The organism is Pedobacter faecalis (genome assembly GCF_030182585.1).
In the GTDB taxonomy this organism is placed as follows: Bacteria; Bacteroidota; Bacteroidia; order Sphingobacteriales; family Sphingobacteriaceae; genus Pedobacter; species Pedobacter faecalis.
In genome coordinates this window covers 2,786,688-2,809,115 of the sequence record NZ_JARXOW010000001.1, presented here as the reverse complement: position 1 = coordinate 2,809,115, position 22,428 = coordinate 2,786,688, and the positions used below count along the sequence as shown (strand labels likewise).

Here is a 22,428-nt window from a genome sequence, read left to right as displayed (position 1 = left end):
AGATATGGGATTGCGCTTACTCAGACAGAAATATTTTGAGTTTTCACATCAAAGGCATCGCGCAGACCGATAGCGAGCACATTAAAAGCGTAAACCGTAAGCATAATAGCCAGACCGGGCAACAAAGCCAGATATGCGCCATCCATGATAATGTAACCGTAATGCTCACGGATCATACTTCCCCAGCTGGGCACCGGAGGCTGGGCACCGAAGCCCAGAAAGCTCAGCCCAGTTTCCAGCAGTATGGCCGAGGCAAAATTGGCCGAGGCCACCACCATGATTGATCCAGCTATATTGGGCAGGATATGGCGAATGATAATTCTATCGGCTGAAAAGCCAAGTGCCCGCGCCGCCTCTACAAACTCTGCTTCTTTCATGGCCATCACCTGTCCGCGAACCAGTCTGGCTACATCTACCCACGTGGAAAGGCCCACCGCAATAAAGATCTGCCAATAACCCTTGCCTAGCGAGAATGAAATGGCAATAACCAGCAGCAAAGAAGGGAGCGACCACACCACATTCATGAACCAACTGATCAGCCGGTCGACCCTACCTCCAAAATAACCCGCTGCAGCACCAAGACTTACACCGATGATGAGGGAAATAACGACCGAGATAAGTCCGACCGACAAAGACACCCTGGCGCCGAGCACCATACGGCTCAGCATGTCGCGCCCGTACATATCTGTCCCAAGCCAGAAGGTCTGCCTATACCGGTTTTGGCCTTTAATTTTGGGATACTTGCCCTCGACCGACTGCTCATCATCGCCGATAAATTCGCGTGCATAAACATAACCCCCAGCTTCCCGGTAGGAAGTAATGGGAATACGCTTTATGGCTGAAGGCTGACCAAAAAACATGCGGTCAAAAAGACCTCTTTTGTCTGGCGTCGCCCCATGTCCGATGATCAGGAAATCGAAAGTACGCCCTGGTTTCTGATTGCTCAACTGGAGTTGCATATCGTTCGCGTTTGGCGTTTGGTCGGGAATGATCAGATAACCCAGCAAACAGACCACCAACAGCATTGCAATAAAAGCCAATCCGCATACCGCAGGTACGTTACGACTCAGCCGGCGCCATATTTTCCGATAGGGGTTGTCCATGCTTACTTACCTTACCATTCTGCCTTTCCAGTTGTATTTACCTGAATTTCCGGCAATTCCAATATACACAATATAGAGAATATGCAAAACGCTCAGCACGGGTAATAGTTGCAATAGGCTTCGTCTGCCAGCAAAGGCCGTTACCCCGTACAAGAAAATCAGTTCGGCACAGATCTTAACAAGCAGTTGTACGCCGGCAGTCGACAAATATCGCGGGTCGAACATAGCTGCAACAATGCTGATCAGCATACTGAGGTTAAAAAGCCATACGCCGATTCCAAGTGCAATGATGATTTTGTTCTGATACCGCGTGCTTTTAGATGCCCAGCGTTTACGCTGCTGAATAAAAGCCTCCAAATCTGGCTTGGCATGAGTATATACGATAGCTTCCCTGCTTTTTAGAAAGCCGATGGAGTCGGGGTATTTTGCGGCCATTTTATGCAGCAGCAATTCATCATCGCCAGATGCGAGATTATCGATGCCGCTAAAGCCACCTACCTCATAGAAAGCCCTGCGCTGGTAGGCCAGATTGGCTCCGTTACAGGTGGAGGGCATTCCATTTCCTATAGTAGAGGCGCCCATACCGATCAGGTACAGGAATTCGAGTGATTGTGCCCGTTCAAAAAAAGTTCGCTCCTCGAAGTATGCCACCGGACACGATATCATCTTATAGTCCCCCGCTTCATAATAAGCTATGATGGTTGACAACCAGTTAACGCCCATTACACAATCGGCATCGGTAGTAACGATCAGATCACCCCTGGCCTGACCTATGGCTGTCTGGATAGCCTTCTTCTTATACGAATTCAATCGCTCCGTTTCATTTAGCTGGATCAGCACAACGCCCTGGCCTTCATAACGGCGTATGATATCTGGCGTGGCATCCGTAGAATGGTCGTCGATAAAAATGATCTCAGTAAGCGACTTCTCGTAAGTTTGCTCAAGCAGCGCTTTTATGGTACGTTCAATTACGGCAGCCTCATTTCTAGCCGCGACGATGACAGATACCCGGGTACGCGGGGCCTTAACCACCGGAATGAAATACTTTAAGGCCAACCAGCCTCTGGTGAACAGGGCAATAAGCGCAAAATACAGCAGGGAGAGTACCAAACCGATCAAACTAACTACGTTGATTGCTTCCAAAAAAATTAAGTTTAAATACGAAATAAGAACCTAGAATGGCTGGAATAATAATGTTGACCAGCCAAATACATGCCGTACAGGCTATGACAGCCACATCCTGATCTGTAAGAAACCCGAAAAAGTAAGAAGCTGTTACGCTGCGCACGCCAACGTCGAATAAGTCGAGCGAAGGGAGTGTCGATTGCACAAAGAAAAGGATGCTTACCATCATCAGGATGTCGAGATAATACAAATTTGGAATAAGCCAGAAAAACAGCAAAAAGTACTGCGTGCTGAACACCAGATAACGTGCAAAACACAAGAGCAAAATATGCCATAACTCACGCTTGCTAAGCCGGGCCAGGATGTTATAGAACTTCTTATACTTCCGGGTAAAACGGATGGACAGCAGTATGCCATTAAGCCACCTGATGTTAAAATAAAAGATCGCCATAAACAGGCAGAACATGGCGGAGAGCACAACCAACGCATAATAGAGGCGATAGTCGATATCGACATAACGGTACAGGAACACGCAGACAGCCGCTGCGCCAAAGATATTGGTAAGCACCATCTGGCCTATATTGCCTACCGCCATGGCCACGACGCCAATCACCCTTCTCTTTGGGGATAAAAAGAATACCCGACCCCCATATTCGCCAATACGGTTGGGCGTAAATATCGCCCAGGTTAATCCGCAAAAGACAGACTCGATGGACCTCCAGAGGGAAATCCGTTCAATTCTGGAAATCAGGTTCTGCCATTTGATGGCTTCGAGACCCCAGTTGACCAGCATCAGGCATAATATCAGCGTAAGCATCCAGGTAATTTCCGAAGGTGCAATACCCTTCAGCAGTTCGCTGAACTCCCTGATGTTTTGATTGGTTGAGAGTTTAATATAGATAAACCAAAACGCGAAAAAAACAACGCCTGTCTTCAATGCATAAGAAATAGCTTTTTTATACTTAGGTGTCAATCTTTCCGGCTTAGTGTCTGCAAATATGCTTAATATTGTTTTATGTTGGCAGAAAAAAAGGAACGGGTGATCATGGGCATTGACCCAGGAACATCTATCATGGGTTACGGGATTATCCTGGAGCGGGGAAGTAAGATCGAACTCATCGCCCTGGGTGTTGTGCGGATGGACCACTTGGACGACCACTTTCTTAAGCTGCAGCGGATATTTGAAAAAACCACCGCTCTTATTGATCAGTACAAGCCTGATGCTGTGGCGCTTGAAGCGCCCTTTTATGGTAAAAACATACAAGTGATGCTCAAACTGGGCCGCGCGCAGGGCACAGCAATGGCCGCGGCCCTGGCGAGAAATATTCCAATTACCGAATATGCGCCTAAGAAGATAAAACAGTCGATAACCGGCAACGGCAACACAAGCAAAGAACAGGTAGCCGCGATGCTGCAGCGACTGTTGAATTTCAAGGAAACGCCTGAGTTTCTGGATGCGACCGACGGTTTATCGGTCGCGGTATGCCATTCTTTTCAGCGTACCGCGGTTTTGGGCGGCAGCGGAAAATCCTATTCAGGATGGGAATCGTTTGTAAAAACGAATAAAACCCGGGTAAAATAAAAAAGCGCATCCGTTTGAAACAGATGCGCCGTAATATTTATTCGCTGACTATGCTTAAGCGTTTAATATTTTAAATACTGCTTTGCAGGCAATAACAGATCCAACCAGTAAGATAACCCACGATACAATAGACAGCATTGTAGAATCGGCAGCGAAACGAAGATAAACCCCCAGAACGCCAATCAAAATCCCAACGGTCATTAGCTTATATGTACCCACCTCGTTGGCGGTTTTCATGCTCTCAGTATTGTGCTTAGGTCTTTGTTCCATGTCTTAAAATTTGTGCTTCAAATATAGGATTTATTTCAATAAGTCTATCTTCCTCTGCCTTAACCGTTCAATGCTGCTGCACCACTCACAATTTCCGTCAGCTCCGTTGTAATAGCCGCCTGACGCGCCTGGTTATACGACAACTTCAGGGCCTTAAGCAGATCGCCCGCGTTTTCAGTTGCCTTATCCATTGAAGTCATCCGAGCGCCATGCTCAGAGGCGTGCGAATCAAGCACTGCTTTATACAATTGAATCTTAATCGATTTCGGGATCAGCTGCTCCACAATGCGCTCTTTAGAAGGCTCAAGAACATAGTCAGTATTAGATACCTGGGCGACCTCAGTTTCCTCATTCTTAGGCAAAGGCAATAATTGCTCGGTGGTCAGGATCTGAACTGCGGCGTTCTTAAAGCGGTTATAAACAAGTTCTACCCGGTCATACTTTCCTTTTTCAAAGCCATCCATGATGGAATCGGTAATTTTAGTTACATTTTCGAAGGTCAGCGCATTAAAGATCTCATTATTGTTGCCAACCGTATTGTATCCACGCTTTTCATAGAAGTCCTGAGTCTTCTTACCGATCGCCAGAATGCTTACGTTACCATTCTTGTACTGCTCGCTGTATTTTTCTGAAATAAGGTTGTTCGTCGTTTTAATGACGTTCGTGTTAAAAGCCCCCGCCAAACCGCGGTTAGAAGATACCGCAACGATCAACACTTTGTTAGGCTCTCTCTCCTGAATAAAAGGAGAAGATGAACCCTCCAGGCTGGCAGAAAGATTACCCAGGATTTCCTTAAGTTTGGTTGCATAAGGCCGTAACTGAACAATAGCGTTGGTCGCACGTTTCAGCTTAGCAGCCGAAACCATTTTCATGGCCTTGGTGATCTGCTGGGTAGACTGAACCGATGCAATGCGATTTCTTACTTCTTTTAAATTAGCCATTCTTTTCTCGGGTATTAAGTATCAGCTGCCTGTCTTTATTAATATTTAGCTGAAAGTTCTTTCGCTACGGTTTCCAGCACTCCAGTGATCTCGTCATCAAACTTGCCGGCCTTTAAGGCTTTCAAAGTCTCAGGATGACGCAATTCAAGCTGCTGTAAATACTCAACTTCAAATTCTTTCACTTTGTTAACTGGTACAGACCGCATCAGGTTCTTTGTTCCGATATAGATGATCGCAACCTGCTTCTCAACCGTCATTGGCGAGAATTGTCCCTGTTTCAGGATCTCCACGTTGCGCGCGCCTTTATCCAGTACCGATTTAGTTGCCGCATCAAGGTCAGATCCGAATTTAGAGAAAGCTTCAAGTTCGCGATACTGTGCCTGGTCAAGCTTTAAGGTACCTGCAACTTTCTTCATCGATTTGATCTGCGCGTTACCACCTACACGTGATACCGAGATACCTACGTTGATTGCAGGACGGATACCCGAATTGAACAGGTTACTCTCGAGGAAAATCTGTCCGTCGGTGATCGAAATTACGTTCGTCGGAATATAGGCAGAAACGTCACCAGCCTGAGTTTCGATAATCGGAAGGGCTGTTAACGAACCACCACCTTTTACGATACCCTTAATAGATTCAGGTAAATCGTTCATGTTTTTTGCGATATCATCGTTAGCGTTAATCTTCGCAGCACGCTCCAATAAACGGCTGTGCAGATAGAACACGTCTCCTGGATAAGCCTCACGGCCCGGTGGACGACGAAGCAGCAGAGATACTTCGCGGTAAGCCACAGCCTGTTTAGACAAATCGTCATAAACGATCAGGGCTGGCCGACCAGTATCACGGAAAAATTCGCCTATCGCTGCACCTGAGAACGGAGCATAGAACTGTAGAGGAGCCGGTTCAGCTGCTGAAGCCGCAACAACCACAGTGTATGGCATGGCGCCGTTCTCCTCGAGGGTACGGACAATGTTCGCAACAGTACTTGCTTTTTGTCCACAGGCAACATATATACAATACACAGGGTTACCTGCTTCGTAAAATTCTTTCTGGTTGATGATTGTATCAATACAAACGGCAGTCTTACCGATCTGACGGTCACCAATCACAAGCTCACGCTGACCGCGGCCAATTGGAATCATCCCATCGATAGCTTTGATACCAGTCTGCAAAGGTTCGGTAACCGGCTGACGATAAATTACACCCGGTGCTTTACGCTCAATCGGCATTTCGTAAGTTTCGCCCAGGATAGGTCCCTTACCATCAATAGGCTGACCAAGCGTGTTTACAACGCGGCCCAGCATACCCTCACCCACTTTGATCGAGGCGATCTTCTTGGTACGTTTAATAGTGTCACCTTCTTTGATATCGTCGTGCGGACCTAAAAGTACCACACCCACGTTATCTTCTTCAAGGTTTAACACGATACCCTGCAAGCCTGTTTCGAACTCAACTAATTCGCCGGACTGAACCTTGGTCAGGCCGTAAACACGGGCAATACCATCGCCCACTTGCAATACGGTACCAACTTCTTCAAGTTCCGCCGTTGATTTGAAGCCCGCCAATTGCTGCCTGATGATTGCCGATACTTCGTCTGGTCTTACCTCTACCATAATTTTATATTATTTCTTTATAAATCAGTATACATTTAAACCCCGGATCTAAGCAACGCCCTGGGCAAATTCTTTTTTCAATTTGTTTAATCCACTCAGGATGCTCGCGTCAAACTGCCTGTCGCCAACCTTAAGTATAAAACCGCCAATAAGCTTTTCGCTTACTTTTTCGTTTACGAACACCTGTTTAGCACCCGTCTGCTGCTTAACAATAGCTTCGATCTCAGCCCTATTAGCCGGTGTCAATGCCGTAGCAGAAGTTACATCTGCCGTTACAATGCCTTTCAGCGCATTATACTGCGCGACAAAAGATGTAGCGGTGTCAGGTAAAATGGCCGAGCGTCCTTTGTTGACAAGCAGTTGCATAAACGACCTGGTGATCTCATGTACTTTACCGCTAAACACGTTTTCCAGTATACCCCACTTCTTATCCAACGGTACGATCGGATTTCTGAGGATAGCACCGAGCTCGGAACTGCTTTCCAAGACCTGCGCAAACGACACCATATCCTGTCTAACTTCCTCCAGCGCATTGCGCTCGATTGCCAGGTCTATGATGGACTTGGCGTATCTGGATGCTGCTTTATTTTCTGCCATTATATTCTGCGCTAAACAATCCTTAGTTTAATTCTACGTCTTTCAACAGACTGGAAACCAACTCCTGCTGTTTCGCTTTATCATCAAGCTGGTTACGCAAAACACGCTCAGCGATATCAAGTGACAGGCTTGAAACCTGGCTCTTCAATTCTGCCAAAGCTGCCTTTTTTTGATTCTCAATTTCGATCTTAGCCTTCTCAATTAACTTAGAACCTTCCTGCTGCGCTTGAGTTTTCGCCTCCTGCACAATATTGTCTTTCAAAAGCTTAGCCTCCTTAAGGATGCGGTCGCGCTCATCGCGCGCCTCTTTCATCAGTTCCTCATTCTGAGCAGTCAGTCTGGCCATTTCCTGTTTTGCCAGTTCTGCTTTATTCAAAGCCTCATCGATAGATTGCTCACGCTCTTTAATCGCTGCCAGAACAGGTTTCCAGGCAAACTTTGCCAGCAAAAACATCAATATTAAAAAAGCTATCGTTTGAAGGATAACCAGGCCAATCTCAGGTATTAATAATTCCATTTACTTATATCAGTGTTATTTTCTTAACAAAAAAATGCGCCGGGCGTGACGCCCGGCGCAGATAATTTTAGCCATTACCCATCAGGGCAACAACCACTGCGAAAAGCGCAACAGCTTCAACGAATGCTGCAGCGATCAACATTGCAGTTTGGATTTTAGAGGCAGCTTCAGGCTGACGGGCAATACCATCCATAGCCGAACCACCAATGCGTCCGATACCCAGACCAGCGCCAATCGCGGCTAGTCCTGCACCAATTGCAGCAATACTTCCTGTAATCATGATTCTATATATTATATGTTAAAAAATAATTCAATTTAATGGTGGTGCTCTTCAATTGCCATACCGATAAACAGGGCAGACAATATGGTAAATATAAAAGCCTGTATAAACGCAACCAGAAGTTCAATAGCTCCGATGAAGACCGCAAAAGCTACAGAAACAGGAGCAATGTAGAGGCTATCAAAAACGAATACCAGACAGATCAGTGAAAGCACCAGAATGTGACCTGCAGTAATATTGGCAAACAAACGAATCATCAAAGCAATCGGCTTTGTAAAGATACCGAAGAGTTCAACCGGCACCATAACCACATACATCCACCACGGAACATCCGGCGCAAAGATGTGCTTCCAGTAATATTTGTTTCCGTTGAAGACCGTAATGCAAAATGTAGCCACAGCAAGAACCATGGTTACGGCGATGTTGCCTGTTAAGTTGGCACCACCTGGAAGGAAAGGCACGAGGCCAAGCATATTGTTAAACCAGATAAAGAAAAACACGGTCAACAGATATGGCATGAAACGCTCGTATTTATGACCCAGGTTAGGCTTAGCAATATCGTCCCGCACAAAAAGGATGATCGGCTCCATCCATGACTGCAAACCTTTAGGCGATTTGCCGCGACGTTTCTTATATCCCTTAGCCACGTTAATGAAAACAACCAAAAGGACTATGACCGACAAAAATAACGTGCATACGTTCTTGGTGAACGACAAATCAAGCGGGCGGGCGTTCAGCGGATGATGATGCTCATCGAGATCAACAAACTGACCATGGTCATTGGCGGTAGCCGAAGCATAATAAATCTTCTCATGGAATTTCACGAAGCGCTGTCCGTTGCGCTCTACAACTACGGTCGCCGCATCGTCATGATGAAAATCCGAAGAATTAAAAAACACAAATCCCTGGGGAGTATACAGAATCACCGGCAAACCAATATACGTATCACCAATCACATGCCAGCTGTGCGAATCCGCAATATGATGCAGAGCAAACTTACCGATATCGAATTTTTTCTCAGCAGTTTCTTCCCCGTGAGCCCCATGAGTTGCCGCGGTATCGGCTACATGATGATTTCCGGCACCGTGAGCAGTGTCAGCCTGAGCAAAAGCAACAGATGTCCGAAAACAAAACGCTAAAAAAAGCGTAAAAACAACAATTAACCTATTCACTTTAAACTCAAAAACGTGGCTACAATCCATTTAGTCGCAGATTTTTACTTTTTATTTTGGTGGCGCAAGTTACGTAACAAACAGTAGATTTCAAAGAAGGTGAACAATAAATATAAAGAAAAAAAATTCAGCACAAACACAACACCTTTTTCCTTCCCGTACACGCTGTAAATCAACACAAAAGCCATCGAAAAGAGCATCTTCAGCGCTATCGACCCCATTATAGCCATAATACCGGTTTCCGGGTTACGTTTAATCCCCAGATCAGCCAGGATATACGCAATGAAAGTAACCCCTGCAAGGAAGCCGAATACCACCCAGAATTTGGAAACAAAAAGGTGTACGCCCGGGAAAAACAGAGGAGCGACGCAGGCTACCAAAGCCAATAATGCGCAGTACAAAAAATAAAAGACAGAAAACCTGGCGATGCTCAATTCAATTTTTTTTGCAAAGGTATGCAATAAAGCCGAGTGTAAACAACTATTCCTTTCTGTTCAGCTGCCTAATCACCTGATATAAAGAAACAATCACACCAAGCACGCCCAGCAGTGCAGTTGCAAGCGGCGTCCGGTTTTGCTGATATGCATCAATTTTATAACCTGCGAATACGAACAGGCCTATGGTGACGAGCATTTGAAAACCCATAGCCGAATATTTCACATAGCTATTGACCCTTTTGCCTTTATTGTCCTGTTCTGCCATACGATAAGCCCTTAAATAAATCCCTTTTATCCATGAAAATGCTGCCAAATTAAGATACTTTTGTATATATTTTAATGAGCCAACATAATACATATTCTTGAAACACTACGCGATCCACAAATTAAACATCATTCTTGCTGCGCTGGTTTCCATATTTTACTCCTGCGGCTCACATCGTGACACAGCCACAAGCCGCGGCATGCAGAACCTTACCGCCCGCTACAACTATATTTACAATGCCAGACAGATCCTAAGTGTACACCAGGCAGAACTCGCACAGAACTACCCAGACAATTACAACAGCATTCTGCCCGTATATATAGGGCCTGAAGGCGATGCCGCAGACGCAGGGTTTACGGCTGGACTGAAGCCGATGAATGACATCATAAAAAAGGCGGAGTTCATTATTTTTGAAAGAACCGCAAGCAATTACATTGATGACGCGTATCTCCTGCTTGGCAAAGCCAGCTTTTACAACAGCAATTATTTTAACTCGACAGAATATTTTGATTACGTGGCCCGTACATATTCCAAAAACAAGGATCTTGTGCTGGAAGCGCTCAATTGGAAAGCGAGGAGCCTGATGCAACTGAGGCGGCTCAGTGAAGCTGGTAAGGTGCTAGACACCCTCATGCAGATCATCCCCGGATCCAAGAAAAGCGAAAAGCTTGCCGAAACCTACGCAACGCTTGCCCAAATGTGTATTTATCTTAAAGACGACAGCTGTGCGACAGAATATCTTGCCCAGGCACTTCAGAACGGCGCCGGAAGCCTGAACAAGATCAGATGGATTTTTATTCTCGGGCAATTGTATGAGCGGCAGAAACGATATGCAGATGCGGCATCCGCCTACAGGAAAATCCAGCGGAGCAATGCTCCATATGAAATGTATTTCCAGGCCGGCCTCGGGCAGATCCGCCTGCAGCAATCCTCGGACGCCTTAGAGACAGACATCAGAACCGCGCTAAGCCGCATGCTCCGGGACGATAAAAACGTGGATTATCACGATCAGGTCTATTATCAGATCGGGGAAAATTATGCAGACGAACAGATGTGGGAAGAAGCTTTAGCGCAATACACATTGGCTCTGCGTACACCAACGGCCAGCCAAAGCCAAAAGGGCTTGGCCTATATGCGCATGGCCGATATATATTTTAAACAACAAAAAGACTATGTCCGCGCCAAGGCCTATTACGACAGTACGGTGTATGCATTACCCGATTCATACCCCGATTATGAACTTGTACGTAAAAAAGCGCAGAACCTCGGCTACCTCACCACGCGCTATGAACAGATCGCGCTCGAAGACGCCCTGCAGGCAATAGCTCGACGGCCGGAGAACGAACGCGCCGCGCTTATTGAAGCTTTAGTCAAACCTGCTGCGACAACTGCGGCAGCAGATAACGCTGTAGCGCCAGCATCTGTTGGAGCCCCGGCCTCCGTAACAACAAACACCGTACAAAGCGGCTTTTACTTCAACAATACCACGGCCATCAGCATCGGTTTTAATGATTTTAAAAAAAAATGGGGAAACCGGAAGCGCGAAGACAACTGGCGGCAAAGCGTCCGGAATTCGGCGCAGCAGAATACACAGAACGCTCTGTCCAACACAAATCTGCTGCCTGACTCTCCCGACAAGCATGCAGGTGTTCAGAACACCACTGATACTGCGGCACTTATCAAAACCTATAGTGCGCGACTGCCTGTAACTCCAGAACTGATGGCGGGATCTGATAAACGGATCATTGATGCCTACTACGAGATTGGAAACTTCTACCTTCAGGAATTGAGGGACCAGGCTGAGGCTGCCGAGGTATTTGAAACTTTACTCAAACGCTACCCGGCAAACGATTACCTTCCTGCTGTTTTCTACAGTCTGTTTCTGGCTCATCGCGACTCAGACCCGGACAAGGCTAATCTTTACCGGAATAAGCTGCTCAACGACCACGCCGGCTCGTCTTATGCCAAGACCTTGCTCGATCCCGCGTACGCTGCCCGACAGACCGAGCTGGAAGCAGCCTCCGCCAGACGCTACAACGAAGTTTTTGAACAGTACGAACAGAAAAATTACCCAGAAGTAATTTCCATGGCAAGGCAGATGGAAGTGCAGCCGGCTAACTTGTTTTCCTCCCAGTTCGCCTATTTAAAAGCCATTGCCATCGGCCGGACAAACCATGTGGACAGTCTGCTAAAGGCATTCAACAATATCGTACGCAGCTATCCCGACGATAAACTCATCACCCCGCTGGTGCAGGAGCATGTAAACTATATTAACAATCATCTCCAGGCCTTCCGTGCACGCAAGGTTGCGCTGGTCGATTTTGATCCGAACGAGCCGCCTTTTCAGGAAGCCAGGATAGCACAACACCCGGCGCCGGCCAACCCGCCGGCCGCAAAGGTGCAGACACCCCAAAACGCCGTGCAAACGACTAAGCCAGTCCAGCCAGTCCCCGCGCCGGTCGCCCCCGCACAACCCGCCGCTGTGCCCGTTGTTGCTGTAAAAACCGATGGTACCTTTACAGATAAGCCTTCAGCCACCTATTACTTTGTGGTACACGTTCAAGATGCCTCATTGACATTAAGCTCATCCCGGTTCGGCATCGGTCAGTTTAACCGCGGCAACTACGCAGAAGCCAGCCTGCGGCATCAGTTAAAGGAATTTGACAATGATCAGCTCGTATACGTCGGGAACTTTAGTACTTTTGAGGAAGCTAAGGTCTATGCCTCAGGTATAGTGCCGCAACTGAGACAGATCATGAAGGTGCCAGCAAATCTTTACAGCAGTTTTATCGTCAGCAAAGAAAACTTTGATCTGATCACTACCCGAAGGCTGCTCGACCAATACGTAGAATTTTATAAAAAGAATTATTAAGCGATGAATAAACCTCTTTCTAAGGAAGAAATCAGGAAATACAACATAACACTCTGGAAGATACTGATTGGCGGAATGGTACTTTTTGCGCTTTTCATCATTTCGATCGGTTTCGGACTTTTCGGCGAACTTCCTTCATTCAGGGATATCGAGCACCCAAAAAGCAACCAGGCCTCAGAAATCGTCACCGACGACGGGCGGGTGCTTGGCACTTATTTCGTTCAGAACCGTTCCAACGTCACTTACAGCGAAATATCGCCAAACGTTATCAATGCCCTGATCGCTACAGAAGACATCCGATTCCGTGATCACTCAGGAATCGATTTTCGCCGGACCTTCACCATCATCCTGTACAACCTGGTTGGAAAAAAGCAGGGCGGAAGTACCATTACGCAGCAGCTTGCCTTAAACTTGTTCTCAGAAGAAGGTCGCCAGCAGAACATCTTTAAACGCGCCATGCAAAAGTTCAAGGAATGGGTCATTGCCGTAAAACTGGAGCGAAACTACACCAAGGAGGAAATCATTGTGATGTACCTGAACACGGTCGACTTCGGCAACCAGGCCTACGGCATTAAATCGGCCGCCCGCGTATATTTCAACACCACACCCGATAAACTCACCGTACCACAGGCGGCCACCCTGATCGGGATACTTAAGGGCATTACGAGATATTCGCCTACGCGTAACCCCGAGCGCTCCCTTGCACGCCGCAACCTGATTATGGAACTCATGGTGAAGGCAGAACTGCTCACCGCACAGCAATATGAGACCGAAAAGGAAAAGCCGCTCGGCTTAAGGTTTAATGCAGCAACGGTCAATGAAGGCATAGCCCCATACTTCCGCGCTGTTCTTAAAGCAGATATCAAGCGGATCTTTGAAGAAAGGTCGATCACCAAGCCAGACGGCACACCTTACGACCTTGATCGCGACGGACTTCGGATCGTCACCACGCTTAATTACGACATGCAGGTTTATGCTGAGGAAGCTCAGAAAGAATATATGAAAGTACTTCAGGCCTCCTTCTTAAAGAGCTGGAAAGGCCGCAACCCTTTTAAAGGGAAAGATTTACAAATCCGCCAGGGCATTAAGCGTTCAGACAGGTACAAAGCGCTTCAGTTAGAAGGTAAATCGGAGGAGGAGATCATGGCCGACTTCAACACACCCACGCAGCTTACCATCTTTACCTGGAAAGGCAATATCGATACCCTGATGAAGCCTATCGACTCCGTAAAATATTACAAGATGCTGCTTCGGAACGCCATGATGGCCATGGATCCGCAAACCGGCTATGTAAAAGCCTGGGTGGGTGGCATCAACTACGAACACTTCAAGTACGACCAGGTCAAGATGGGTACCCGCCAGGTCGGCTCTACCGCCAAGCCATTTACCTATACCGTAGCTATTGAAAATGGCTATTCCCCTTGCTTCAGTGTACCGAATGAGCCGGTAACGATAGAAGTGCCGGGCAGCGAGCCATGGACACCGCGTTCCAGCGGGACTGTACCCGGATATCTTACCCTGCAGAAGGGCCTGGCCCTTTCGCAGAACTATATCGCAGCCTATGTCATGAAACAGGTGGGTCCTACTGCGGTGGCTACACTGATCAAGAAAATGGGCGTTACTACCGAAGTACCTCCCTACCCTTCCATAGCGCTGGGATCGTTTGATGCCTCGGTGTACGATATGGTGGGCGCATACAGCGTGTTTGCCAATAAGGGGGTGTGGACTAAACCCACCTACATCCTCCGCATAGAAGATAAGAACGGCGTGGTGCTGCATAGCGAAAAACCTATACCTGTACCTGCACTCAATGAAGAGGTGGCTTACGTAATGACCCGCATGCTGCGTGGTGTGGTAACACATGGTACGGGCTGGCGGTTAGCCGGTCGCTATGGCGTAAAAGCGCCAATAGGCGGTAAGACCGGCACCACACAGAACAACTCAGATGGCTGGTTTATCGGCATCAGTCCGCAACTCGTAGCCGGGGTGTGGACAGGCTGTGAAGACCGCGCATTCCATTTTACGAGTACAGCACAGGGGGACGGGGCCACGACAGCGCTGCCTATATTTGCCGGCTTCATGAAGCGGGTATATGCCAATCCGAAGCTTAAGATTCAGCAGGCCGATTTCGAGCCGCCTGTTAACGGCGTATCTATTGTGTACGACTGTGCGCAGTATCAGCAGCAGCAACAGGCCGAGGAAACCACTGAACTCGACGAGAAACTCGGTTTCTAGCCGTTCCGACTATGGGTGCTTTCGATTACAAAAATGCATTAGCCGATATTCCGCACCGGCCCGGGGTCTACCAGTTCTGGGATGCAGAAGGTACCCTTATTTATATTGGTAAGGCGAAGGACCTCCGCAACCGTGTGGGTTCCTATTTCAACAAAGACACCCAGATGAACGGTAAGACACGCGTACTTGTGTCTCGAATCCGCAACATTACCTTTACGATTGTAGACACGGAAATTGACGCCTGGCTATTGGAAAACAGCCTGATCAAAAAACATCAGCCCCGTTATAACATCATGCTCAAGGATGATAAGACCTATCCATGGATCATCATCAAGAAAGAGCCTTTCCCCCGACTGTACTGGACACGTAAAATGGTGAAGGATGGCTCTACCTATTTTGGCCCGTATGCCTCTGTAGGCATGATGCACACCATTCTTGATCTGATCAAGGAAACTTATCCCCTTCGCACCTGCAATCTGCCGCTCAGTCAGGAAAATATTGCCGAGGGTAAATTCAAAGTATGCCTCGAATACCAGATCGGCAACTGCAAGGGGCCCTGCCAGGCATATCAGTCGGCCGACGACTACGAGCAGAACATCTCTGAGATCAAAGATATTCTTAATGGCAAGATCGGTAACGTAATCCGCGATGTAAAACAGGTGATCAAAACCGCATCCGAGCAACTCAATTTTGAGCAGGCCCATCAGTATGCACGGAAACTGCAGGTGTTGGAAAAATACCAGAGCAAATCAACGGTGGTCAACAGCGCCATCACCAATATTGATGTGGTCAGCATCGCGTCCGACGAACGTTATGCCTTTGTGAACTATCTGAAAGTCATGAACGGCAGCATTATACAAACGCAGACCATTGAGATCAAAAAGCGGCTCGATGAAACGGACGAGGAATTGCTTACCCTGGCCATCACAGAGTTCCGGAACAAGTTTCACAGCACCTCAAAAGAGATCATCGTACCATTCGAAATTACGCTTATGGACGAAGGCTTGAAGTTTACCGTACCTAAACTGGGCGAAAAGAAAAAGCTTCTGGAACTGTCGGAGAAGAACGTGCTCTTTTTTAAGAAGGAAAAACTGAACCAATACGAGAAGCTGAATCCGGATCTTCGGACCGATCGCATCCTTTCCCAGATGCAGAAAGACCTCCGACTGACCCAGCTGCCCCGGCATATCGAGTGTTTCGACAACTCCAACTTCCAGGGCAAGTATCCGGTATCGGCCATTGTGGTGTTTAAAGATGCCAAGCCCTCAAAAAAGGATTACCGGCATTTCAATGTGAAGACAGTGGAGGGGCCAAACGATTTCGCCACAATGGAAGAAGCGGTGTACAGGCGTTACAGACGTATGCTCGACGAAGGCGAGTCTTTACCTCAACTGATTATTATCGACGGTGGCAAGGGGCAGCTCTCCTCGGCCATGACCAGCTTAAAGAAACTGGAGATCGACCGGAAAGTAACCGTGATCGGTATTGCCAAGCGACTTGAAGAGCTGTTTTATCCGGGCGACAGCTATCCGCTCTATCTCGACAAGAAATCGGAGACCCTGAAAGTGATCCAGCAGCTGCGTGATGAGGCACACCGTTTCGGCATTACCTTCCATCGCAAAAAACGCGACCAGGGCACACTGAAAACCGAGCTCGAACAGATCGGTGGTATAGGCAAGACCACGGCCGACAAGCTGCTCCGGCATTTCAAGTCAGTAAAACGCATTAAAAATGCATCCGAGGCGGAGTTAAGTGCCGTATTGAACAAATCGCAGGTGCAGACTCTGCTCAACTATTTTAAACAAGAAACCCCCGAAGCCTAGGCTGCAGGGGTCTGCTCATATTTAATATATCTGGTTAATATTCCCAAAGACTCTGCTCAAAGTCCATGATTGATTTCTTGATCCGCTCCGATTCATAAAGCTTACGCGGATCCTTAGGATCTGTAATGCCCAGCATCTCATTGATATCTTTATTGGAAGGATTCGTTTCTTTTACAACATAACTCGAAAACAAGCGACGTACGAAGAAGTCGTCGAAACTTAACGTCGAGGCGTCGTTCGCAGGGTTTACAAGCTTTTTAGTACTCAGCAACTGACGGGCATCATCATAATACACCCAAAACACGGGCTGCCAGTTTCCTTCCACCATTTTCATCGGAGCAATACCGACAATGCGCGGCTCAAATACCGAACGCTTGGAATCAAGAATCCAGTCCTCCTTGATACGGTACTTCATAAACTCCTCAGATCTCAGCCGTCTGAGTGTAGGTTCCGCAATCTTACCTGTCTCCGGATCGGCCTCACCCTCAACGGTACCTTGTGCACTCTGAAGCGCCTCCTGGGCGGTCAGCGCAATCTTAAATGAGTCGTTATCGTCAAGCAAGCGGCCCGCAGTTGTATCCTTATTGGAATACACGGTAAGTTCCTCGTTGCGTATGGCCTCCAGAAGCACATCGATCAGTTTGGAGCTCTCTGCGTTGAGTACCGAATTGATCGTGTCACGAAGATCGAGTTCGCGCCAGATCCTCTTGGAATAATACACATCCTCTTCCCGCACATCCGGGTAAGGCACCATGACGTTGCTGTCAATTTCCCGCCGAACAGCAAAACCATCCTTAGGCGGGGTTTTGATCCGCGTCTTCTTTACTGAGTCGACACGCGCAGGCGGGTTAACCTGTGCTAAGGCCGGTACGGCCAGGCACAACGCTACGATGACTCCTAAAATACTTTTCATATACTACTTAGCTGTAAATGTAATGCCGTCGAGCACCTTCTGCCTACCATCAGGCCCCTCGCAAACGATGTCCTTAAATATAATTGTTGCCCCGGAACGCAGTGAATTTAAGGCCCCGCGAACCTGGCTGCTGAACGAAGCCCCACTGTTCTGTATGGTTACGGCGTCCGACTTCGGATTAATAAAAGTTACCGAAAAGCGGAGTACCCTGAAGTTCACGTCGAACACGAAATCTTCCAGCTGCGTTTCTATAGCCGTAGCACTTTCCATCCATTCGAGCCCCACATTACCGCCCGATTTACCTTTAATATAAGGTCGCGGCGTTGGCAAAGCCTTTACCCTGAATTGTTGCGAACCCAGGTTGAGTGTTTTACCACCGTTGCTGGCCGACACGTTGATGGTCAAGGTCTTACCAACCTGTCCGCCCCCAACATTCACCATGTACTTACCATTGCTGCCCGATATGGATCCGCCATCCATGGTGGCGCGCACGCTTTCGAGCGGAAAGCCGGCTGCCGAAACCGAAAAGGGATTAGGGATACCCGCATAGATCACGTTCATTTTATCAGGAGAAACCGTAGCGGAAGGCTTCGCCACCTGGTAAGTCTGCTCCGGTGTATAATATTCTTTGATCTGACCATCCGTCTGGCGCACTTTAATAGTCCCGCGCCATTTAAAGACCCCTACGCTATTGGTGCTGCCGGTATACGTTCCTTTTCCGTCCCGTACCGAGAGGCGGTTGCCCCCTACGGTAATTTCAGGGTTAGAGCGCGAGTCGCTTGCCGTAAGGAAAACTTCGGCTGTATAAGGCTGACCCTGCACCACATAAGAAGAAGGTGCCACAGCAACTGCCGAAAACTGATCAAGATTTACCAGGGCCTTGTCCATGTTACCAAACAACTTTTTAACCACCTCTGCCTCTGCGTTACGCACGTCAGACTGGATCTTGCTCAGTATAGTATTTGCCGCCGTGAGCGGTGTACCTTCCCCGAAATTAATATCCTCCCATTTCTTCTTACCGTTCACCCGCTTTTCAGCATCAGTAGCCTCCAGTGTAAAGGTTACCCCAGCCTGATCCTTATCGTCGAGTAACGCAATTAACTTCTGACGGGTCTCATTAATCTTCTGCTTCAATTTCGCACCCTCACCCTTGTTGATCATGATGTTCTGGGCAATATCCAGGTTAGCCCGTTCCGTAAGGTCGCCTGTTTCCTCATCTATGCCGTTACCCTCTGTCCTGAACTGGTCTTTAAGTCTCTGCACATAATTGTGAAGTTCGTCGGCATAGGCCTTGGCCTGGTTGGCCTTGGCCCAGATAGGCTGTGCCCTTGCAGGCTCATCTTTCAGTTTCGTGTTCTGGAAGGAAGCAAACAGTTGGTCGATGCTGGTGTCTACGTTCGATTTTGAACTCACCAGACTATCATTAATATTCTTAAAGGCATTTAATATCGTATCGGATACGTTCAACGCGAGCATCGCTAACAATACCAAATACATGATATTGATCATCTTCTGACGCGTCGTCTCTTTTGCTCCTGCCATGCTAATTAATCTGAGTCGGTTTAATTAATCAATATCTGCGGTATTACACCCTTGTCTGATTCATGGCAGAAAGCATATTGCCATATACCGCGTTCAGCGAAGCCAGATTTTTCGCAAGCTTGCCCACCTCTTCCTTGAACTGTTTAGAGTCTTCCATCGACTCATTGAAATTATTCATGGTGAGCGACAAATTCTGATAGAACTTGTTCATCGACTTCAGATGCGCACTGGAATCCTGAAGTTCAAGTTCATAAACCGCGTTAAGTGCCGAAAGATTCTTAGCCAGTGCATTCACCTGCTCATGATAAGCTGCAGCACCACTGCCGCTTTCGCCCATCTCCACCAGTTGTGAGGTAGCCTTGGCAAAAGCCTGATTCAGGTTATCAAAGCTTGAAGAAGCCCCTTTAATCTTGCCGGTCAGTTCGGTAGTAGCCATGGAAACATCGGCCACATTAGAGATCGCAGCCACCTTGTCGCTAAACGTACGCAATCCCGTACCCAGGCTTTCAATAAGTTCCGGGCCAACCTTAGCATCGCTCAGCATCTTGTCGAGCGCCGCAGTAGAAGAGAACCCGGCAGTCTGTGGCTGACGGACACTTGCCTTAGGCAATTCACCGCTAAAGTCGTCGCCCAGTTCCGGATATACCCGTTCCCATGCAGGCTCAGGCTCGGGCTGTCTAAAACCGGTCAGGAAAAACAGCAATGCCTCCACACCTAAACCGATACCGATGGCATAATCGCCAAACTTCCCACCGATGTGCAGAATCTTAAATAAAGCACCCAGGATAACCACACTGGCGCCCCATGAAATTGCCACATGTAACCAATCAAATTTTTTCTTTGCAGCCATGATTTTTAGAATAAGGATTTCCTTGTATAAAACGAGATCTTTTAGTTTCGATAAGTAATATCAGTGCCCGGATAAGCCGAGATACACCTGAAGCCGATGTACGATCTGGCCTGATCCTGATATTCGTAAGTACCTACAGCGTTTTGCAGGAAGAAGCCGATGTCTTTCCAGGAGCCACCGCGTACAACCTTACGTTTCATGTATTTGCTGTCGCCGGCCTTTGCAGAATAAGTATAGTTCGGGTTAAAATCGAGCAGCATAGGTGCGGCCGACTGATTATATGCTGTAATGGTCCACTCCGCTACGTTACCTGCCATATTGTACAAGCCGTAATCGTTCGGGAAATAAGACTTCACGTTAACGGTATACAAACCACCGTCGTCAGAGTAATTGCCCCTGCCCACTTTAAAATTGGCCTGCATACAGCCCTTGGTATTCCGCACATACGGGCCACCCCATGGATATTTAGTTTTCACATTACCCCCTCTGGCAGCATACTCAAACTGCGCATCGCTAGGCAGCTGATATTCCGGACGGGCGTTCAAGGGCTGTCTTCTTGCCACGGCTACCGATTCATAAAAGCGGGTCCTCCATACACAGAACGCTGAAGCCTGTTCCCAGGTTACCCCCACTACCGGATAGTCGTCATAAGATGGGTGATTGAAATACGTCTTCACCATCGGATCGTTCTGCGAGTAGGTATAATCTGCCCTCCACACCATGGTATCCGGGTACACCGGAACAGAAGGATGATGGTTCGGATTGTTCGGATCAGGCAGATCAGTGTAGGTGACGATGAAGTCCTGTCTGCGTTTGTTCGGATCATTGCGCCCCTCAACCGCAAGGTCGGAACTCACATAGCTGTAAGCGTAACGAAGCTTTCTGATGTCTATTTCATTTCTTCCGGGAATCGCATCCGCACCGCTGTAATACATATCGCCAAGCTGGCTGCCATAGCCACCTGATTTGTTGCTCCACAAGCGTGAGCCGTTGCCCACTTTCCGCCAGTCTATATTCTGGGAAGCACCCGGAATCGCCGCGCCATTTGCATCCACAGCCTGCGGCTTAAAAAGATCTGGCGCCTTCTGCGGGCCCAGTGTAGTAATTGCTATAGAGTCCCGCACCCAGTTCACAAACTGCCTGTATTCCGCATTAGTGATCTCGGTTTGATCCATGAAAAAAGCACTGAAAGAAGTCATCCGGCTCGGAGAGCTCTGCGTGTTATTGATGTCCTCATCGGATATCCCGATCAGCGTACGCCCCGGAGGTATGTAAACCATCCCTAAAGGTACACGGTTATTCCTGAACTTTTTATTGTAAACCCCCACGAGTTCGCCCTGTCCGCCGCGTCCGCAACTGGCAAGTAAACCGGTCACAATAAAAAACCCCAGCAAGTATATATTTCTCATAGTATAGTCGACGCTATTTTATAGCAATTTTATCGATTATGATTGAAAAATGCAATTATTCAACCGAAAAATATACTGCTGAACAAAATGAACAACAGCGACTTACTTGTTAGACTTTTTGATGTAATTCTCGATAGCCATAATCATTGAGGGCGCTTCAGGGGCAGGCGCAGCGATGTCTACGATCAGCCCGGCATCTACTACAGCCTTGTGTGTATTAGATCCAAAAGCGGCAAGCCTGGTATTATTTTGCTTAAATTCCGGGAAATTGGTAAAGAGCGACTGGATGCTCGAAGGGCTGAAGAAAGCGATCACATCATAAAACACCTCTGCCAGATCTGAAAGATCAGACACAACGGTCCTGAACAAAACCGCCGGTGTAACATCATAACCATTCTTCTGCAAAAAGTTCATGGTATCTTCCGTCGCCACGTCGGAGCAGGGATACAGAAATTTCTCTCCCGAATGCTTTTTCAACACCTCGGCAAGATCGGCAGCTGTCTGCTTCCCGAAGAAAATCTTACGTTTACGGTACTGGATGTATTTCTGTAGATATAACGCCGTCGATTCGGAAATACAGAAGTATTTCAAATCTGCCGGCACATCATGACGCATCTCCTCGCAGATTCTGAAGAAATGATCCACTGCATTCCTGCTGGTAAATACAACCGCACTATAATCACCCAGGGTGATCTTCTCTTTCCGGAACTCCTTCGCCGGAACGCCCTCCACGTGAATAAATGATCTGAAATCAATCTTCAGATTGTATTTCTTTGCCAAATCAAAATAAGGGGATTTTTCCGTTTCGGGTTTAGGCAACGTCACCAGAATGCTCTTCACTTTGCGCAACCTATCTTCTGTCTTTTCTTGCATTTTAACAAA

General features: G+C 47.6%; 20 protein-coding genes. 4 read left to right on the top strand and 16 right to left on the bottom strand.

Annotation, left to right across the window (positions count from 1 at the left end; genetic code table 11):
- Positions 1-20: 20 nt before the first annotated feature.
- Genes QEP07_RS12775 through QEP07_RS12765 form a run of 3 tightly spaced genes read right to left on the bottom strand, consistent with a single transcriptional unit; the run spans position 21 to position 3,201 of the window.
- Entirely contained in the window at positions 21-1,103 is a 1,083-nt protein-coding gene (locus QEP07_RS12775) for an ABC transporter permease (protein WP_285010542.1), read from the bottom strand.
- 6 nt (positions 1,104-1,109) lie between these two features.
- Positions 1,110-2,246, bottom strand: coding sequence for a glycosyltransferase family 2 protein (locus QEP07_RS12770; protein WP_256001980.1), 1,137 nt, complete (start codon positions 2,244-2,246; stop codon positions 1,110-1,112).
- Positions 2,224-3,201, bottom strand: a complete 978-nt coding sequence (locus QEP07_RS12765; protein WP_256001981.1) for a lysylphosphatidylglycerol synthase transmembrane domain-containing protein — start codon at positions 3,199-3,201, stop codon at positions 2,224-2,226. The genes QEP07_RS12770 and QEP07_RS12765 overlap by 23 nt, the downstream gene beginning before the upstream one ends.
- Before the next feature lie 42 nt (positions 3,202-3,243).
- Between QEP07_RS12765 and ruvC the strand changes: the two genes are divergently transcribed.
- Complete coding sequence (ruvC, locus tag QEP07_RS12760; RefSeq protein ID WP_256001982.1) at positions 3,244-3,810, top strand: crossover junction endodeoxyribonuclease RuvC; 567 nt, start codon at positions 3,244-3,246, stop codon at positions 3,808-3,810.
- Positions 3,811-3,864: 54 nt separating this feature from the next.
- On the opposite strand, the gene QEP07_RS12755 is transcribed toward ruvC, so the two are convergent.
- From QEP07_RS12755 to QEP07_RS12720, 8 genes are all read right to left on the bottom strand, one after another.
- On the bottom strand, positions 3,865-4,080 hold the full coding sequence (locus tag QEP07_RS12755; RefSeq protein ID WP_256001983.1) for a hypothetical protein: 216 nt from the start codon (positions 4,078-4,080) through the stop codon (positions 3,865-3,867).
- Between the two features lie 59 nt (positions 4,081-4,139).
- Positions 4,140-5,021 carry an ATP synthase F1 subunit gamma gene (gene atpG / locus QEP07_RS12750; protein WP_285010541.1) on the bottom strand — a complete coding sequence of 294 codons (882 nt, stop codon included), beginning with the start codon at positions 5,019-5,021 and terminating at the stop codon, positions 4,140-4,142.
- A gap of 38 nt (positions 5,022-5,059) precedes the next feature.
- Positions 5,060-6,634: a F0F1 ATP synthase subunit alpha gene (atpA, locus tag QEP07_RS12745; protein ID WP_256001985.1), complete on the bottom strand. Its 1,575-nt coding sequence runs from the start codon at positions 6,632-6,634 to the stop codon at positions 5,060-5,062.
- A gap of 48 nt (positions 6,635-6,682) precedes the next feature.
- Positions 6,683-7,231, bottom strand: coding sequence for an ATP synthase F1 subunit delta (gene atpH, locus QEP07_RS12740; RefSeq protein ID WP_285010539.1), 549 nt, complete (start codon positions 7,229-7,231; stop codon positions 6,683-6,685).
- Between the two features lie 22 nt (positions 7,232-7,253).
- Complete coding sequence (locus QEP07_RS12735; protein ID WP_256001987.1) at positions 7,254-7,748, bottom strand: F0F1 ATP synthase subunit B; 495 nt, start codon at positions 7,746-7,748, stop codon at positions 7,254-7,256.
- Positions 7,749-7,815: 67 nt separating this feature from the next.
- Positions 7,816-8,025 (bottom strand): ATP synthase F0 subunit C, encoded by a 210-nt coding sequence (gene atpE, locus QEP07_RS12730; RefSeq protein ID WP_062551197.1) that lies wholly within the window; start codon positions 8,023-8,025, stop codon positions 7,816-7,818.
- A gap of 38 nt (positions 8,026-8,063) precedes the next feature.
- Positions 8,064-9,230 (bottom strand): F0F1 ATP synthase subunit A, encoded by a 1,167-nt coding sequence (atpB, locus tag QEP07_RS12725; protein WP_285010538.1) that lies wholly within the window; start codon positions 9,228-9,230, stop codon positions 8,064-8,066.
- A 450-nt stretch (positions 9,231-9,680) separates the two neighbouring features.
- Positions 9,681-9,902 carry an AtpZ/AtpI family protein gene (locus QEP07_RS12720; RefSeq protein WP_256001990.1) on the bottom strand — a complete coding sequence of 74 codons (222 nt, stop codon included), beginning with the start codon at positions 9,900-9,902 and terminating at the stop codon, positions 9,681-9,683.
- Between the two features lie 97 nt (positions 9,903-9,999).
- On the opposite strand from QEP07_RS12720, the gene porW reads away from it, so the two are divergent.
- Genes porW through uvrC form a run of 3 tightly spaced genes read left to right on the top strand, consistent with a single transcriptional unit; the run spans position 10,000 to position 16,832 of the window.
- Positions 10,000-12,774: a type IX secretion system periplasmic lipoprotein PorW/SprE gene (porW, locus tag QEP07_RS12715; protein ID WP_285010536.1), complete on the top strand. Its 2,775-nt coding sequence runs from the start codon at positions 10,000-10,002 to the stop codon at positions 12,772-12,774.
- 3 nt (positions 12,775-12,777) lie between these two features.
- Positions 12,778-15,009 carry a transglycosylase domain-containing protein gene (locus QEP07_RS12710; RefSeq protein WP_256001992.1) on the top strand — a complete coding sequence of 744 codons (2,232 nt, stop codon included), beginning with the start codon at positions 12,778-12,780 and terminating at the stop codon, positions 15,007-15,009.
- Positions 15,010-15,020: 11 nt separating this feature from the next.
- Entirely contained in the window at positions 15,021-16,832 is a 1,812-nt protein-coding gene (gene uvrC / locus QEP07_RS12705) for an excinuclease ABC subunit UvrC (RefSeq protein WP_285010535.1), read from the top strand.
- Between the two features lie 34 nt (positions 16,833-16,866).
- Here uvrC and porN read toward each other — a convergent pair whose 3' ends face one another.
- The 5 genes from porN to QEP07_RS12680 all read right to left on the bottom strand — a co-directional run bounded on the left by porN (position 16,867) and on the right by QEP07_RS12680 (position 22,419).
- On the bottom strand, positions 16,867-17,745 hold the full coding sequence (gene porN / locus QEP07_RS12700; protein WP_285010533.1) for a type IX secretion system ring subunit PorN/GldN: 879 nt from the start codon (positions 17,743-17,745) through the stop codon (positions 16,867-16,869).
- A gap of 3 nt (positions 17,746-17,748) precedes the next feature.
- Positions 17,749-19,287: a type IX secretion system motor protein PorM/GldM gene (gene porM, locus QEP07_RS12695; protein ID WP_285010531.1), complete on the bottom strand. Its 1,539-nt coding sequence runs from the start codon at positions 19,285-19,287 to the stop codon at positions 17,749-17,751.
- A gap of 43 nt (positions 19,288-19,330) precedes the next feature.
- Positions 19,331-20,137 carry a type IX secretion system motor protein PorL/GldL gene (gene porL, locus QEP07_RS12690; protein ID WP_285010530.1) on the bottom strand — a complete coding sequence of 269 codons (807 nt, stop codon included), beginning with the start codon at positions 20,135-20,137 and terminating at the stop codon, positions 19,331-19,333.
- 41 nt (positions 20,138-20,178) lie between these two features.
- Positions 20,179-21,546, bottom strand: coding sequence for a T9SS ring complex lipoprotein PorK/GldK (porK, locus tag QEP07_RS12685; protein WP_256001998.1), 1,368 nt, complete (start codon positions 21,544-21,546; stop codon positions 20,179-20,181).
- A gap of 102 nt (positions 21,547-21,648) precedes the next feature.
- On the bottom strand, positions 21,649-22,419 hold the full coding sequence (locus QEP07_RS12680) for a uroporphyrinogen-III synthase (protein ID WP_285010529.1): 771 nt from the start codon (positions 22,417-22,419) through the stop codon (positions 21,649-21,651).
- Positions 22,420-22,428 lie beyond the last annotated feature (9 nt).